Source organism: Streptomyces sp. GD-15H (assembly GCF_045291515.1).
Classification (GTDB): Bacteria; Actinomycetota; Actinomycetes; order Streptomycetales; family Streptomycetaceae; genus Streptomyces.
Genome location: NZ_CP149447.1, coordinates 1,911,969 through 1,925,795 on the forward strand (window position 1 = coordinate 1,911,969; position 13,827 = coordinate 1,925,795).

Annotated in this window: 11 protein-coding genes and 1 pseudogene; 6 read left to right on the plus strand and 6 right to left on the minus strand. The window is 73.0% G+C overall.

Translation table 11 applies throughout. The annotated features are described in order from the left end of the window. Nucleotides 1-146 precede the first annotated feature (146 nt). Nucleotides 147-1,094, minus strand: a pseudogene (locus WJ438_RS09135) (hypothetical protein); the annotation flags it as partial. A 151-nt stretch (nucleotides 1,095-1,245) separates the two neighbouring features. Here WJ438_RS09135 and WJ438_RS09140 point away from each other — a divergent pair. Beyond that, the gene (locus WJ438_RS09140; protein WP_406724768.1) at nucleotides 1,246-1,512 is read left to right on the plus strand and encodes a hypothetical protein; all 267 of its coding nucleotides are present in this window, start codon (nucleotides 1,246-1,248) and stop codon (nucleotides 1,510-1,512) included. Between the two features lie 79 nt (nucleotides 1,513-1,591). Further along, nucleotides 1,592-2,032, plus strand: coding sequence for an SRPBCC family protein (locus WJ438_RS09145; protein WP_406724769.1), 441 nt, complete (start codon nucleotides 1,592-1,594; stop codon nucleotides 2,030-2,032). A 39-nt stretch (nucleotides 2,033-2,071) separates the two neighbouring features. On the opposite strand, the gene WJ438_RS09150 is transcribed toward WJ438_RS09145, so the two are convergent. The 4 genes from WJ438_RS09150 to WJ438_RS09165 form a co-directional block, all read right to left on the minus strand. Continuing rightward, the gene (locus tag WJ438_RS09150) at nucleotides 2,072-3,250 is read right to left on the minus strand and encodes an XdhC family protein (protein ID WP_406724770.1); all 1,179 of its coding nucleotides are present in this window, start codon (nucleotides 3,248-3,250) and stop codon (nucleotides 2,072-2,074) included. Between the two features lie 160 nt (nucleotides 3,251-3,410). After that, nucleotides 3,411-5,738 carry a xanthine dehydrogenase subunit D gene (pucD, locus tag WJ438_RS09155; RefSeq protein WP_406729635.1) on the minus strand — a complete coding sequence of 776 codons (2,328 nt, stop codon included), beginning with the start codon at nucleotides 5,736-5,738 and terminating at the stop codon, nucleotides 3,411-3,413. Between the two features lie 148 nt (nucleotides 5,739-5,886). Beyond that, nucleotides 5,887-6,492, minus strand: coding sequence for a (2Fe-2S)-binding protein (locus WJ438_RS09160; protein ID WP_406724771.1), 606 nt, complete (start codon nucleotides 6,490-6,492; stop codon nucleotides 5,887-5,889). Further along, on the minus strand, nucleotides 6,492-7,382 hold the full coding sequence (locus WJ438_RS09165) for an FAD binding domain-containing protein (protein WP_406724772.1): 891 nt from the start codon (nucleotides 7,380-7,382) through the stop codon (nucleotides 6,492-6,494). The genes WJ438_RS09160 and WJ438_RS09165 overlap by 1 nt, the downstream gene beginning before the upstream one ends. Nucleotides 7,383-7,795: 413 nt before the next feature. Here WJ438_RS09165 and WJ438_RS09170 point away from each other — a divergent pair, with 413 nt between their 5' ends. Together WJ438_RS09170 and WJ438_RS09175 are read left to right on the plus strand one after the other, a co-directional pair. Further along, a complete protein-coding gene (locus WJ438_RS09170) occupies nucleotides 7,796-9,529 on the plus strand; it encodes a PucR family transcriptional regulator (protein WP_406724773.1) in 1,734 nt (577 codons plus the stop codon). Nucleotides 9,530-9,852: 323 nt separating this feature from the next. After that, complete coding sequence (locus WJ438_RS09175; protein ID WP_406724774.1) at nucleotides 9,853-10,608, plus strand: hypothetical protein; 756 nt, start codon at nucleotides 9,853-9,855, stop codon at nucleotides 10,606-10,608. 16 nt (nucleotides 10,609-10,624) lie between these two features. On the opposite strand, the gene WJ438_RS09180 is transcribed toward WJ438_RS09175, so the two are convergent. Beyond that, the gene (locus tag WJ438_RS09180) at nucleotides 10,625-11,485 is read right to left on the minus strand and encodes a GntR family transcriptional regulator (protein ID WP_406724775.1); all 861 of its coding nucleotides are present in this window, start codon (nucleotides 11,483-11,485) and stop codon (nucleotides 10,625-10,627) included. Between the two features lie 189 nt (nucleotides 11,486-11,674). On the opposite strand from WJ438_RS09180, the gene WJ438_RS09185 reads away from it, so the two are divergent. Then, complete coding sequence (locus WJ438_RS09185) at nucleotides 11,675-12,529, plus strand: (2Fe-2S)-binding protein (protein WP_406724776.1); 855 nt, start codon at nucleotides 11,675-11,677, stop codon at nucleotides 12,527-12,529. Nucleotides 12,530-12,777: 248 nt separating this feature from the next. Further along, nucleotides 12,778-13,821, plus strand: coding sequence for a DUF2637 domain-containing protein (locus tag WJ438_RS09190; protein WP_406724777.1), 1,044 nt, complete (start codon nucleotides 12,778-12,780; stop codon nucleotides 13,819-13,821). Nucleotides 13,822-13,827 lie beyond the last annotated feature (6 nt).

Sequence of the window (13,827 nt, forward strand, 5' to 3'; positions counted from 1 at the left end):
TGTGTCGTGTCCTGGCCAATATTAGGCAACAGGCCCTTGCATTTCGGAGAGACGGTGTGGTGAGGGAAATAACAGCGTGCGGCGCGGATGAAATCCAAAGCCCGGGACACCGGTAATGGCGACCGCCCGAGACCACGGCAAACCCAAGGCAACCACCCCGCCCGGCGGGCCGCGGTCACCGCCTCCCCACGGGTCCGTGCCCCCGGTTCCCGCATCGCCGACCGCAGACGCCCCTTGACGGTCTCGGCCGCCACCCCCAGCCGGTCCACCGCCACGGCGTTGGTCGCCCCCGCCGCCACCCACGCCGGCACGTCCACCTCCGGGGGCCGGCCGCACCGCGCCCCCTCCCGGGGTGCCGCGGCCGGCACCGCGCACCCGCCGCGGTCGTCCCGGGTGTCACCGGTGAGCGGCGCGCACGCCCCGAGCAGGTCGGTCCGCAGGGCGGGGCCCGCGATCCGCGGGGCGAGCGCCCGCAGCGCCGCGTGCGCCTCCCGGGCCTGCTCCCAGGCCCGCCCCCGAGGACGCGTCCCCGGGGACGCCGGGTCGCCCTTCCGCGCGGCGTCCAGGTCCGGGCCGGGACGGGCCGCCGCCAGCAGCTCACCGACCTCCTCCCGCACCACCAGCGCGGCCTGCTCCACCTTCCGCGCCGCCTCCACCGCCGGACTCAGCGTGCGGCCCCCGGGGTCCCCCCACGCCCTTCGGCGGTGGGGGAGGTTGTGCCGAGCGCAGCGCGCCGTGGAGCACGCCCCGCGCCCGCCGCCCTACGACCACCGGCACGGCCACGATGGCGCGCAGGCCCTCGGGCGCGACCGGCACGCCGTACTCGTGGCTGATCTGGCGCGAGGCGGAGCAGTCCGTCACCGCGCACGGACGGGCGAGCGCCACCGCCTTGCCGCCCAGGCCGTTCCCGGAGATCACGCGAGCGCGCTCAGCGCGGGCGTCGCGGTGCCGATCAGCCTGCTGATCCGCACCTGTCGGTGCCCGTGCTCCACCAGGCCGCCGAAGGCGACCGGCAGGCCGGTCGTGCGCCGCAGCCGGGCCGGCGCGCCACCGGTCCCGACCGCGTCGAGTGCTCCCGTCGGGTCAGCTGCCACCTGTTCGCCCCTTCAATCAGGACATTTCCTCGAGACGTGTAACACCGTGACGGCCACCGGACGCTGATCCGTACGGGACGCGAGAAGCGGCCCTTTTTCATGCAGTCGGGCACCACCCCGGAACAACCCCACAACGAAGGGCCGCCCCCCAGTGAATCCCCACCCCACCGAAAACGGCGGAAACACACAGACCACGCAGACCGCCCAGAGCCCCCAGTCCGCCCAGGACCCCCAGCCCGCTCGAACCGACGCCGGCAGCCTCGGGGGAACCGAAGGTCTCCCGGTCTACGAGCGCCTGGTGCGCGAACGGGGTGACGTCGTGGCGGAGGTCCGCGAGGTGGCCGAACGCACGGAGTTCGAGATGCGTCAGGTGCTGGCCTCCCGCCCCCGCACCCGGCCAGCGCCGGCCTCCCGGTGATTCGCGCCCCGACTGGGCCAGGCGGGTGAGCCCTCCCCGCCCGGGTCCCCGGGCGGGCGGGATTCCCTAGGATCCTTCCGTGGCCACCTTCCAACTCCAGCGCACGGCACCCCTTCCGCTCGACGAGGCCTGGCGTCGGCTCACGGAGTGGCACCGCCACGGAGCGGCGGTCCCCCTCACCAGGATCACCGTGACCACTCCCCCGCCCACCGGCGAGGGTACGGTCGTCGTCGCCCGCTCGGGCCTCGGCCCGCTCTCCTTCGACGACCCGATGGAGGTGACGGTGTGGCAGCCCCCGGTCACCGATTCCCCGGGCCTGTGCCGCCTGGAGAAGCGGGGCCGTGTGGTCCGGGGCTGGGCGGAGATCGAGGTCCGTCCGGGGCCGGGTGGCCGTACCCGTGTCCTGTGGCGCGAGGAACTGCGGGTCCGCTTCCTCCCCGCCTTCTGCGACCCCGCGCTGCGGTCGGTCTCCCGCCAGGTGTTCGGGCGAGCGGTGAACACTCTGCTGCGGCAGCCGTGACGACCGGAACGGCGGAGGACCGCCGCGGCGGCACCACCGTCACGCCCTCGAACCGACCCTGCCCGCGGGCTCAGGTGCGGGTGTGGGTGCGGGCGGCGTGGGGTCGAAGTCGTGGTGGATCGGGGTGTGGGCACCGGTGAGGGGGACGCCGGTGCCGCCTCGACGGGTGGCGACGATCTCGGCGGCGATGGACAGAGCCGTCTCCTCCGGGGTACGGGCGCCGAGGTCGAGGCCGATCGGGGAGCGCAGGCGGGCCAGTTCCGGGTCGGTGACGCCGACCTCGCGCAGGCGGGCTTCACGGTCCAGGTGGGTGCGGCGGGAGCCCATCGCGCCGACGTAGGCGACCGGGAGGCGCAGGGCGAGTCGGAGCAGGGGGACGTCGAACTTCGCGTCGTGGGTGAGGACGCACAGGACCGTACGGGCGTCGACATCGGTGCGTTCCAGGTACCGGTGCGGCCACTCGACGACGATCTCGTCGGCGTCCGGGAAGCGTGCCCGCGTGGCGAACACGGGGCGCGCGTCGCACACCGTGACCCGGTAGCCGAGGAACGTGCCGATCCGGACCAGCGCCGACGCGAAGTCGATCGCGCCGAAGACGATCATCCGGGGCGGCGGGACCGACGACTCGACCAGCAGGGTCACCGGGGCGCCGCAGCGTGAACCCTCGGCGCCGATCTCCAGGGTGCCGGTGCGGCCCGCGTCCAGGAAGGCGCCCGCCTCCCCCGCCACGGTGCGGTCGAGACCCGGACGGTCGCCGAAGCCACCCTCGTACGAGCCGCCGGGGCGCACCGTGAGCGCGCGGCCCATCAGGTCGGAGGGGCCGCTCACGATCCGCGCCACGGCCGCCGCCTCGCCTCGCGCGGCGGCGGCGAGCGCGGCGGTGAGCGCCGGGCGGGCGGGGTCCGCGGCCCGCACCGGTGTGATCAGGATGTCGATGACGCCGCCGCAGGTCAGACCGGCGGCGAAGGCGTCCTCGTCGCTGTATCCGAAGCTTTCCAGGACGGTTTCGCCGTCCCGGAGCGCCTGCTCGCACAGCGCGTACACCGCGCCCTCCACGCAGCCGCCGGAGACCGAGCCGAGCGCCGTGCCGTCGGTGTCCACCGCCAGCGCGGCACCGGGCCCGCGGGGCCCGCTGCCGGTGACCGTCACCACGGTGGCGACCGCGAAGTCGCGGCCCTGCTCGGCCCACCGGTGCAGTTCTTCGGCGATGTCCAGCATCTCCCGGCCTCCTCGGCGGTTGGTCGCGTGAACGGGCTTCGAAAACGTCCGGCGCACGCCCGGCCGGCTCTCGATCGGGCCGGGTGACGGCCCGGGACGAACGATCCGGGTCCTCCGGCGGCGCACCGTGTGGCCGTTCGTGCGCCGCCCGGAGGGTCTGTCACGCGGTGCCGGTCAGGTGTTCCGGTCGTACCGGCGTACGGTTCAGCTCCAGTCCGGTCGCGTTCCGGACGGCCGCGAGGACCGCCGGGGTGGACGACAGGGTGGGGGCCTCGCCGACGCCGCGCAGCCCGTACGGCGCGTGGTCGTCGGCGAGTTCGAGCACGTCGACGGGGATGGTCGGCGTGTCGAGGATGGTGGGGATGAGGTAGTCGGTGAAGGAGGGGTTGCGGACCTTCGCGGTCTTCGGGTCCACGAGGATCTCCTCCATGACCGCCACGCCCAGGCCCTGGGTGGTACCACCCTGGATCTGGCCGATGACGGACAGCGGGTTGAGCGCCTTGCCGACGTCCTGCGCGCAGGCCAGTTCGATCACCTTGACCAGGCCGAGCTCGGTGTCGACCTCGACGACGGCGCGGTGCGCGGCGAACGTGTACTGGACGTGCCCGTTGCCCTGGCCGGTGCGCAGGTCGAAGGGTTCGGTCGGCCGGTGCCGCCATTCCTCCTCCACCTCGACGGCCTCGTCACCGAGGACGTCCACCAGGTCGGCGAGCACTTCGCCGCCGTCGGTGACGACCTTGCCGCCCTCCAGCAGGAGTTCGGCCGTCGCCCACGCCGGGTGGTACGAGCCGAGCCGGCGCCTGCCGAGTTCGAGCACCCGCTCGCGGACGAGCTCGCAGGCGTTGCGCACGGCGCCTCCGGTGACATAGGTCTGCCGGGAGGCGGAGGTCGAACCGGCCGAGCCCACCTGGGTGTCGGCCGGGTGGATGGTCACCTGGGTGACGCCGAGCTCGGTGCGGGCGATCTGGGCGTGGACGGTGACGCCGCCCTGCCCGACCTCCGCCATCGCGGTGTGCACGGTGGCCACGGGCTGCCCGCCGACCACCTCTATCCGGACGCGCGCGGTGGAGTAGTCGTCGAAGCCCTCGGAGAAGCCGACGTTCTTGATGCCGACCGCGTAGCCGACGCCGCGGACGACGCCCTCGCCGTGGGTGGTGTTGGACAGACCGCCCGGCAGCTGGCGTACGTCGGCGCCCTCGCTGCTCTCCCACTGCCGCTCGGGCGGCATCGGCATCGCCTTGACGCGGCGCAGGAGTTCGGCGACCGGCGCCGGGGAGTCGACCCGCTGTCCGGTGGGCATGACCGTGCCCTGCTCCATGGCGTTGAGCTGCCTGAACTCCACCGGGTCCATGCCGAGTTCCCGCGCCAGCCTGTCCATCTGCGCCTCGTAGGCGAAGCACGCCTGGACCGCGCCGAAGCCGCGCATGGCGCCGCAGGGCGGGTTGTTGGTGTAGAGGGCGAGGCCCTCGATCTCGACGTCGTCGACCCGGTAGGGGCCGATGCCGAGGGAGGTGGCGTTACCGACCACGGCCGGGGAGGCGGAGGCGTACGCGCCGCCGTCGAGCACGATGCGGCACTTCACATGGGTCAGTCTGCCGTCGCGGGTGGCGCCGTGCTCGTAGTGGAGCTTGGCCGGGTGGCGGTGGACGTGGCCGAAGAAGGACTCGAAGCGGTTGTAGACGATCTTGACGGGCTTGCCGGTGCGCAGGGCGAGCAGGCAGGCGTGGATCTGCATGGACAGGTCCTCGCGGCCCCCGAACGCGCCGCCGACGCCGGACAGGGTCATCCGTACCTTGTCCTCGGGCAGGCCGAGGACGGGCGCGATCTGGCGCAGGTCGGAGTGGAGCCACTGGGTGGCGATGTAGAGGTGGACGCCCCCGTCCTCCTCGGGAACGGCGAGCCCCGACTCGGGGCCTAGGAACGCCTGGTCCTGCATGCCGAAGGTGTACTCGCCCTCGACGACGACATCGGCCCGCTCGCGGGCCTGTGCCACGTCGCCGCGCACGATCGGCTGGCGGTGGACGATGTTGGGGTGGGTGACGTGGGCAAAGTGGTGGTCTTCCCGGTTCTCGTGGACGAGGGGCGCGTCGGGGGCGAGCGCGGAGGCCTCGTCGGTGACGACCGGGAGTTCTCGGTACTCGACCCTGATCTTGGCGGCGGCGCGGCGCGCGGTCTCCGGATGGTCGGCGGCGACCATGGCGACGGGCTCGCCGTGGTGGCGGACCTTGCCGTGGGCGAGGACGGGGGTGTCCTGGATCTCCAGGCCGTAGTTCTTCACCTCGGTCGGCAGGTCGTCGTGGGTCATGACGGCGTACACGCCCGGCAGCGCGAGGGCCTCGGAGATGTCGATCGACACGATCTCGGCGTGCGCGACCGTGGAGCGCAGGATCTGTCCCCAGAGCATGTCCTCGTGCCACATGTCGGAGGAGTACGCGAACTCTCCGGTGACCTTGAGGGTGCCGTCGGGGCGGAGTGTGGACTCCCCGATGCCGCCCTTGGTCTGCGCGCCCTGCGTGAGGGTGGCGGGCGCGCCGAGGGGGCGCCGGCAGGCCCGGACGTGAGGGGGGAGGCGGGGGTCCGCCCGGGCATGGAGGCGGTACGGGTCGGTCCGGACGCCGTGGAGGGTTCGTGGATGGTCATGCTCGGGCCCCCTCGGACTGGCGGGCGGCCGCGAGGCGGACCGCGTCCATGATCTTCTCGTAGCCCGTGCAGCGGCACAGGTTTCCCGACAGCGCCTCACGGATGTCCGCGTCGCTCGGACTGGGGTTGCGCTCCAGCATCTCGTCGGCGGCGACCAGCAGGCCCGGGGTGCAGAAGCCGCACTGGACGGCGCCGGCGTCGATGAACGCCTGCTGGATCGGGGCGAGTTCGGCACCCTCGCCGGTCTGCGAGTCGGTGCCGGAGGCCGCCTGCCACCGGTGGGCCTCGTTCAAAGAAGTGCCACTTTCCGCCGGAGTGTCACGGTTTCCGGCACCGGCACCGCGGGAACGCTGCCGGGCGAAGTCCGCCAGCCCCTCGACCGTGACGACGTCACGGCCTTCGGCCTGGCCGGCCGCGACGAGGCAGGAGCACACCGGGACGCCGTCCAGACGCACCGTGCAGGAGCCGCACTCGCCCTGCTCGCAGGCGTTCTTGGAGCCGGGCAGGCCGAGCCGCTCGCGCAGCACGTACAGCAGGGACTCGCCCTCCCACACGTCGTCGGCCTCCTGGGGCCGTCCGTTGACGGTGAAGTTGAGACGCATTACGCAGCTCCCTCGGTGCTACGGCGGGCGCCGCGGTACGACTCCCAGGTCCAGGTCAGCGTGCGGCGTGCCATGACGCCGACGGCGTGCCGGCGGTAACTCGCGGTGCCGCGGATGTCGTCGATCGGATTGCAGGCGGCGGAACACAGGTCCGCGAACTGCTTGGCCACGGACGGTGTGACGATCTTCCCGTTGTCCCAGAAGCCGCCCTCGTCGAGCGCCGCGTTCAGGAACTCCTCGGCGGCCGTGGCGCGTACGGGCGTGGGTGCCGCGGAGCCGATGCCGGTACGGACCGTACGGGTCTCGGGGTGCAGGGCCAGGCCGAACGCGCACACGGCGATGACCATCGCGTTGCGGGTGCCGACCTTGGAGAACTGCTGTGGGCCGTCGGCCTTCTTGATGTGCACGGCGCGGATCAGCTCGTCCGGCGCCAGCGCGTTGCGCTTCACGCCGGTGTAGAAGGCGTCGATCGGGATGCGGCGGGACCCGCGCACCGACTCGGCCTCGACCTCGGCGCCGGCGGCGAGCAGCGCCGGGTGGGCGTCGCCCGCCGGGGAGGCGGTGCCGAGGTTGCCGCCGACCCCGCCGCGGTTGCGGATCTGCGGGGAGGCGACCGTGTGGGAGGCGAGGGCGAGGCCCGGCAGCTCGGTCCGCAGGTGCTCCATGATCCTCGAGTACGGGACGGAGGCGCCGAGCCGTACGGTGTCCTCGCCGACCTCCCACTCGGCGAGGTCGCCGATGCGGTTGAGGTCCATGAGGTACTCGGGCCTGCGGTGGTCGAAGTTGATCTCGACCATCACATCGGTGCCGCCCGCGATCGGTACAGCGGTGGGGTGCTCGGCCTTCGCGGCGAGCGCCTCCTCCCAGCTGGCGGGGCGAAGGAAGTCCATGACCGGCTCTCTTCTTCATCTCATGTCGTACGCGTCGAGCTGTTCGTCTCGTGAGTCGTACGGGATCGAGCCAATCCGTGTGCGGCGGGCCCGGCTCGTTCACGGAGGATTCACTCGGAGTGCGCTCCAGTACACCGCCCGTTGCTCCACCCGGGTCAGTCACGAAAGACATGAAGGAGTTGGCTGGCCAGCACAGTCATCTTGTAGATTCATATGAACGAAGGACCTCAGTGGCCTCTTTGTCTTCCTCCAGAAGCGGCGGACACGGAAGACACGGAGGGCACAGTCCGGAATCGGCCGACCGCACCTGATCAGCCACCCACCGGGCGCTGCGCCGAAAACCGCGGAACCCCTCCACGGCCCATCCAGACATCAACGTACACATCGATACACAGGGAACGGCGGCGACGAGAATGCGGCTGCGCGCACTGCTGGAGACCGACGCGCTGGGCCTCAGGCTGCTCGGCGGCGAGGACGAGCTGGACCGCACCGTGCACGGGGTGATGACCACCGACCTCAAGGACCCCAGCCGCTACCTCTCGGGCGGGGAACTGGTGCTCACGGGCCTGGCCTGGCGCCGGGGCCCCGCGGACTCGGAACCGTTCGTGCGGCGCATGGTGCGGGCGGGGATCGCCGCCCTGGCGGCCGGCGAGGCGGAGCTGGGCGACATCCCGGACGACCTGATCGCGGCCTGTGCGCGGCACCGGCTGCCGCTGTTCGCGGTGCACGAGTCGGTGGCCTTCGCGACCGTCACCGAGCACGTCGTGCGGAAGGTTTCCGGCGAGCGGGCCGGGGATCTCGCGGCCGTGGTGGACCGGCACCGGCGGATGATGACGTCGGGCCCGGCGGGCGGCGGCCCGGACGTGGTGCTCGATCTGCTCGGCACCGACCTGGACCTGCGGGTGTGGGTGCTCTCGCCCACCGGTCGGCTGATCGCCGGTTCGAAGGCGGCGGGGCCGGAGCTGCCCGCGGACGTGGGCGCACGGCTCGCGGCGGAGCAGCTGGCGGCCGCGCGCTCCGGCCGGCCCGGACCACACCGGGTGACGCTGGACGGCCGGACCACGTACAGCCTCTTCCCGGTGCGCGGCGGCGGGCACTCCCCGCAGACCGCGCGAACCCCGCAGGAGGCGCGGAACGCACGCGACGCGCCCGGGGTTCAGCACGGCCCGGATGCCCGGGGGGCAGTGCTGTCGGACTGGCTGCTGGCGGTCGAGGCGGACGCCGGGGACTGGGCCGAGGAACGGATGGACCTGCTGTACGGGGTCACCCAGCTGATCGCGGTCGAGCGGGACCGCCGGGACGCGGCCCGCGCGGTGCGCCGCCGGCTCGCGCACGAGGTGCTGGAGCTGGTGCAGGCGGGAGCCGTGCCGGCCGAGGTCGCGGCCCGGCTGCGGCTGGCGGCGCCGGTGCTGCTGCCCGGACTTGGGGCCGCGCCGCACTGGCAGGTGGTCGTGGCCCGCGTCGACTGGGACGGCGGCGGGGTCGAGGGCGGCCCGGCGGCGCAGGCGCTGCTCGAGGAGATCCTGGTCGACCCGGCGTCGACGGGGCCCGAGCACTCCGACCGGATCGCGGTGACGCACACCGGGGAAGAGGCGATCGCGCTCGTCCCGCTGCCGGCGGTGACGGGCGAGCACGAGGGCTCCGACGGGAGCGAACTCCTCGCGGAGACCCTGCTGGAGTCCGTACGGGACCCGCTGACGGCCGGTCTGGAAGGCGACGGGCGGCTCACGCTCGGGGTCAGCGCGGCCGTGCACTCGGCGGAGGGGCTGCGCGGGGCCCTGGAGGAGGCGCGGCACGCGCGGCGCGTGGCCGCGGCCCGCCCGGGCCGGGTCTGCGCGGCCGGCCACCACGAGCTGGCCTCGCACGTCCTGCTGCTTCCCTTCGTCCCCGACGACGTCCGACGGGCCTTCACCGCCCGTCTCCTGGACCCGCTGCGGGAGTACGACCGGCGCCACCGCGCCGAGTTGATCCCCACGCTGGAGGCCTTCCTGGACTGCGACGGCTCCTGGACCCGCTGCGCCTCCCGGCTGCACCTGCACGTCAACACCCTGCGGTACCGGGTGGGCCGCATCGAGCAGCTGACGGGCCGCGACCTGTCCCGTCTGGAGGACAAGCTGGACTTCTTCCTGGCCCTCCGCATGAGCTGAGGGCGGGCCGCCGACGGGGGCTGGCCCGTCCGGGGCAGGGGCTGGCCCGTCCGGAGCAGGGGCTGGCCCGTCCGGAGCAGGGGCTGGAGCGTGCGGGGCAAGGACTGGGCCGTCCGGGGCAGGGGGTGGCGTGTGGTGGAGTCGTGCGCCGGTGGGAACACGCGGGCGCCGTCAGGGACTTGCCTGTTCGTACCCGTTGATCCATGACTTTGTGAAATCCTTCACCCACCCTCTTGGCCCGACCCCGTTGTTCGTGCTGAGATGCGGCCACCACTCAACAGCTCGAAGGCGTGCTCGGGGAGGACAATGTGGCGCATACCGCCATGTCTGGTAACGGAACGACCGCTGGTGACGATCCTCTCCAGACCGCGGTATGGCGGCTGCGCTCACGCGCCTGTTGGGCCGACGCCGCCGCCCTGCTCACCTCGGGGACCCCGGCCGCCGCGCTGCAACGGGCGTCGCTCCTGGTGGAGCGGTGCCTGTACACCGAGGCGGGGTGGGAGGAGGCCGAGGACGCGCTGCGTACGGCCGAGGCGCTGGCCGACAGCGACGACGAGCGGGGCGCCGCCGCTTGTGAACGCGGGTACTTGGCCTACGCCGCCACCCTGTTCGGCGTGCGGGACCGGGCCGACGAGGCACGGGCCGCGCTCGGACGCGCGGCGGCGCTGATCCCTCCGGGAGCCACGGCGCGGGCGCTGCTGGACTTCCGGCGCGGGCTGATCGCCGAGAACCTGACCCGGTCCCCGCAGTCGGCGCGTGCCGCGTACCGACGCGCCCACGCGGGCGCCATCGCGCACGCCGATCCACTGCTGCTCTCCGGCACTTGGCGTCATCTCGCCGGACTCGCCCTGAGAGAGGGGGAGGTGGCAGAGGCCCGACACGGCTTCGCCGAATCGCTGCGGATCCGCGAGGAGTTGGGCTATCTGGTCGGCACGGCCCCGGCCCTGGTCTCCCTCGCCGAGACGGAGACCGACCCGGAGGCGTCCCGCCTGCGGGAGGAGGCGGGACGCCTGTTGCGTCTGCTCGGCGGGGTCCCCACCTGGCTGTCCCGCCAACTGACCCCGCCGGCCCCGGCGTAGCGGTGCCCCGGCGTGCTCAGACCGCGCCGGTGAAGTGGGCCTCCATCAGTGACCGCACCGCGTCCGGGTCGCCCGCGATCAACGCGTCCAGCAGGGCCGTGTGTTCGTGGGCGTCGGCCACCAGTCGCGCCCCGCCGTCCCGGGCGCCGGGGGTGGAGCCGACCAGGGGCCACTGGGCGCGGCGGTGCAGGTCCTCGGCGATCCGGACCAGTTGTTCGTTGCCGGCCAGGGCGAGCACCGCGCGGTGGAAGGCGCGGTCGGACTCGGCGTACGTGGCACGGCAGCCGGAGGAGGAGGCGCGGATCGTGGCCTCGGCGAGGGGGCGCAGTTCGGCCCAGCGTTCGGCGGGCACCGTGCGGGCCAGCCGCAGCACCACCGGGATCTCGATCAGCGCCCGGACCTCGGCCAGTTCGGCCAGCTCCCGGTCACCCCGCTCCACGACCCGGAACCCCCGGTTCGGCACGACCTCGACCGCGCCCTCCAGGGTGAGTTGCTGCATGGCCTCGCGGACCGGTGTCGCGGAGACCCCGAACCGCTCGGCCAGCACCGGCGCGGAGTACACCGCACCGGGCCGCAGCTCACCCGTCACCAGCGCGGTGCGCAGCGCGGCGAGGATCTGCCCGCGTACGGAGGACCGCTGGACGGGCCGCCGGGGAAGGGGCCGGGGAAGGGCCGGTTCGCTGTGCGTACGCTCACCGCGTACGCCGTCGACCCCGGTCCGGCCGGGTACGGCGTCGGTCCCACCGCCTCGCGTCCGGTTCCGTTGCCGTCCCACGTCCTCCGCGCCGGGCTGGGCGGGCACCCTGGCCCTGCCCGTGGCGCCCTGTCCGGCCCCCGTCTCATCCGCCCCGACAAAGCCCTTCGTGCCCTGCTTCACCGGGTCCTCCTCCGGATGTATCGGTACTTGGGGTCATTACGGCGGCTTGTCACTCGCCCGTCAAGCACCTTAAGGGCACCGGCCCCCCAGTTCACATCCCGGCGACCTTGGGTAAGGTGAGCCTTACCTTTATTGGACCGGTGCCGGTCGGGCGTCGGTCCGTTCGACGAGACATGAACGGGTGATCCCATGGCAGTGCCCGGTTCGGCCGTCGCGGACGCCTACGCCCGCCTGGCGGAGGCCTTCCCGGCGCTCGCCGTCACGGAACTCGCCGCCGGCGAGGAGGCCCCCCGGGGCGGCGGCTGGGTCGCCGCCGACGCCCTCGCCGAAGGAGAAGACGGGCCCGCGCTGGACGCCTTCCTGGCCTGGGACGACAACCAGGTACTGCGGGACTACGGACAGCGGGCCCGCCCGGACGTGGTCGCCAGTTTCGGCCTGCACCGCTACGCCTGGCCCGCCTGCCTGCTGATCACCGTGCCGTGGTTCCTGCACCGCCGCGTGCCGCGTTATCCCGTGACCCATGTCTCCTTCGACCGCACCGCCGCCGGACTCGCCGTGGGCCGCATGGCCGTACGGCCGGACACCTTCGCCTGCCTCCCCGACGACCCGGCGGCCGCGCTGCCCGGTGCCCGTGTGGTGCCGGACGAGGAGGCGCTGCGGGCCGAAGTGCGGGCCGCCGTCGCCGAGCACCTCGAACCCGTCCTGGCGGGCTTCGGCCCGAGGATGCGGCGGCGTGGCCGGGCCCTGTGGGGCATGGCGACCGACGAGGTCGTGGAGAGCCTGCGGTACATCGGCCAACTGCTCGGCGAGGAGGAGCGTGCCCTGCGGGAGCTGGAGCTGCTGCTGCCGGGCGCGACCAGGCCGTACGTCGGCGCGGCGGGGTTCCGTCGGGTGGTCGGACCGGAGGGCGGACCGACGCATACCCGGGACCGGATCAGCTGCTGCATGTTCTACACCCTGCGCCCCGAGGACATCTGCGCCACCTGCCCGCGCACCTGCGGGGGCGCGAAGGCCGCCACCAGGCAGCTGGCAAAGGCGAGTTGACGCCAAGAAGGTCACAGGCGATTCACAATTCCCGCACCGGTCACGGGAATTCTCCACGGAACCACTCGTACGGGTAGTCTCATTCGAACCCAACTCTCGCCTCTCAAGTGCTAGTTCGAGTGAAACGACGTCCTGGGCGTCCTCTCGCACTTCGATGGCCGCCACTTGCCCCGAAATCCCCAGAGGGACGGCGGGATTGGGCCACTATGGCGGGCGTTACGCCCTATCCCAATGCAAGGGACCCCTAGATGAGACTGACCGATATATCGCTGAATTGGCTGCTTCCGGGCGCCGTGCTGCTCCTGGGCATGCTGGCGGCGGTGGCAGTGCTCGCGCGCGGCAAGCGCTCCTCGGTCAAGGACACGAGCGCGGACGACTCGTGGGAGCGCAGCGAGGAACGCCGCAGGCGCAAGGAGGCGCTCTACGGCACTGTCTCCTACATCCTGCTGTTCTGCTGCGCGGCGGTGGCGGCGGCGCTCTCCTTCCACGGCCTGGTCGGCTTCGGCGAGCAGAACCTCGGCCTGACCGACGGCTGGCAGTACCTCGTCCCCTTCGGCCTGGACGGCGCGGCGATGTTCTGCTCGGTACTCGCCGTGCGCGAGGCGAGCCACGGTGACGCGGCGCTCGGCTCCCGCATACTCGTATGGACGTTCGCGTTCGCCGCGGCCTGGTTCAACTGGGTGCACGCTCCCCGGGGCATCGGACACGCGGGCGCCCCGCACTTCTTCGCGGGTATGTCCCTGTCGGCGGCCGTGCTGTTCGACCGCGCGCTGAAGCAGACCCGCCGGGCCGCCCTGCGCGAACAGGGCCTGGTGCCGCGCCCGTTGCCGCAGATCCGTATCGTCCGCTGGCTGCGGGCCCCCCGGGAGACGTACCGTGCCTGGTCGCTGATGCTCCTGGAGAACGTGCGCAGCCTGGACGAGGCGGTCGAGGAAGTGCGCGAGGACCAGCGCCAGAAGGACGAGACGCGGCGGCGCAGGCGCGACCACGAGCGGGTGGAGCGGGCGCGGCTGAAGGCGATCAGCCGCGGCCACCGCGGTGTGCTGGGCCGGGGCACCGGCCACCAGGTGGAGGCCCCCACGGTGGAGCGGGCCGACGACATGGTCCCCACGGAGCCCGTCATACCGGCGCCGGAGGCCCTGCCGATGCGCGCGCGCCCCTCCCTCCAACCGGTACGCAGCGGTTCCGACCCGATGACCGTCGACCTCACCGCGGAGGACGACACCCAGGCACTGCCGCGCCTGGACTCCCTGGAGCGCAAGCTCAAGGACCTGGAGCAGCAGTTCGGCTGACGGACG

Bases quoted from the DNA above. Each gene is read 5' to 3' on its own strand.
- WJ438_RS09150 (WP_406724770.1), bottom strand. From the start codon at position 3,250: ATGCTGGACATCGCCGAAGAACTGCACCGGTGGGCCGAGCAGGGCCGC.
- WJ438_RS09160 (WP_406724771.1), bottom strand. From the start codon at position 6,492: ATGCGTCTCAACTTCACCGTCAACGGACGGCCCCAGGAGGCCGACGAC.
- WJ438_RS09165 (WP_406724772.1), bottom strand. From the start codon at position 7,382: ATGGACTTCCTTCGCCCCGCCAGCTGGGAGGAGGCGCTCGCCGCGAAG.
- WJ438_RS09170 (WP_406724773.1), top strand. From the start codon at position 7,796: ATGCGGCTGCGCGCACTGCTGGAGACCGACGCGCTGGGCCTCAGGCTG.
- WJ438_RS09175 (WP_406724774.1), top strand. From the start codon at position 9,853: ATGTCTGGTAACGGAACGACCGCTGGTGACGATCCTCTCCAGACCGCG.
- WJ438_RS09185 (WP_406724776.1), top strand. From the start codon at position 11,675: ATGGCAGTGCCCGGTTCGGCCGTCGCGGACGCCTACGCCCGCCTGGCG.
- WJ438_RS09190 (WP_406724777.1), top strand. From the start codon at position 12,778: ATGAGACTGACCGATATATCGCTGAATTGGCTGCTTCCGGGCGCCGTG.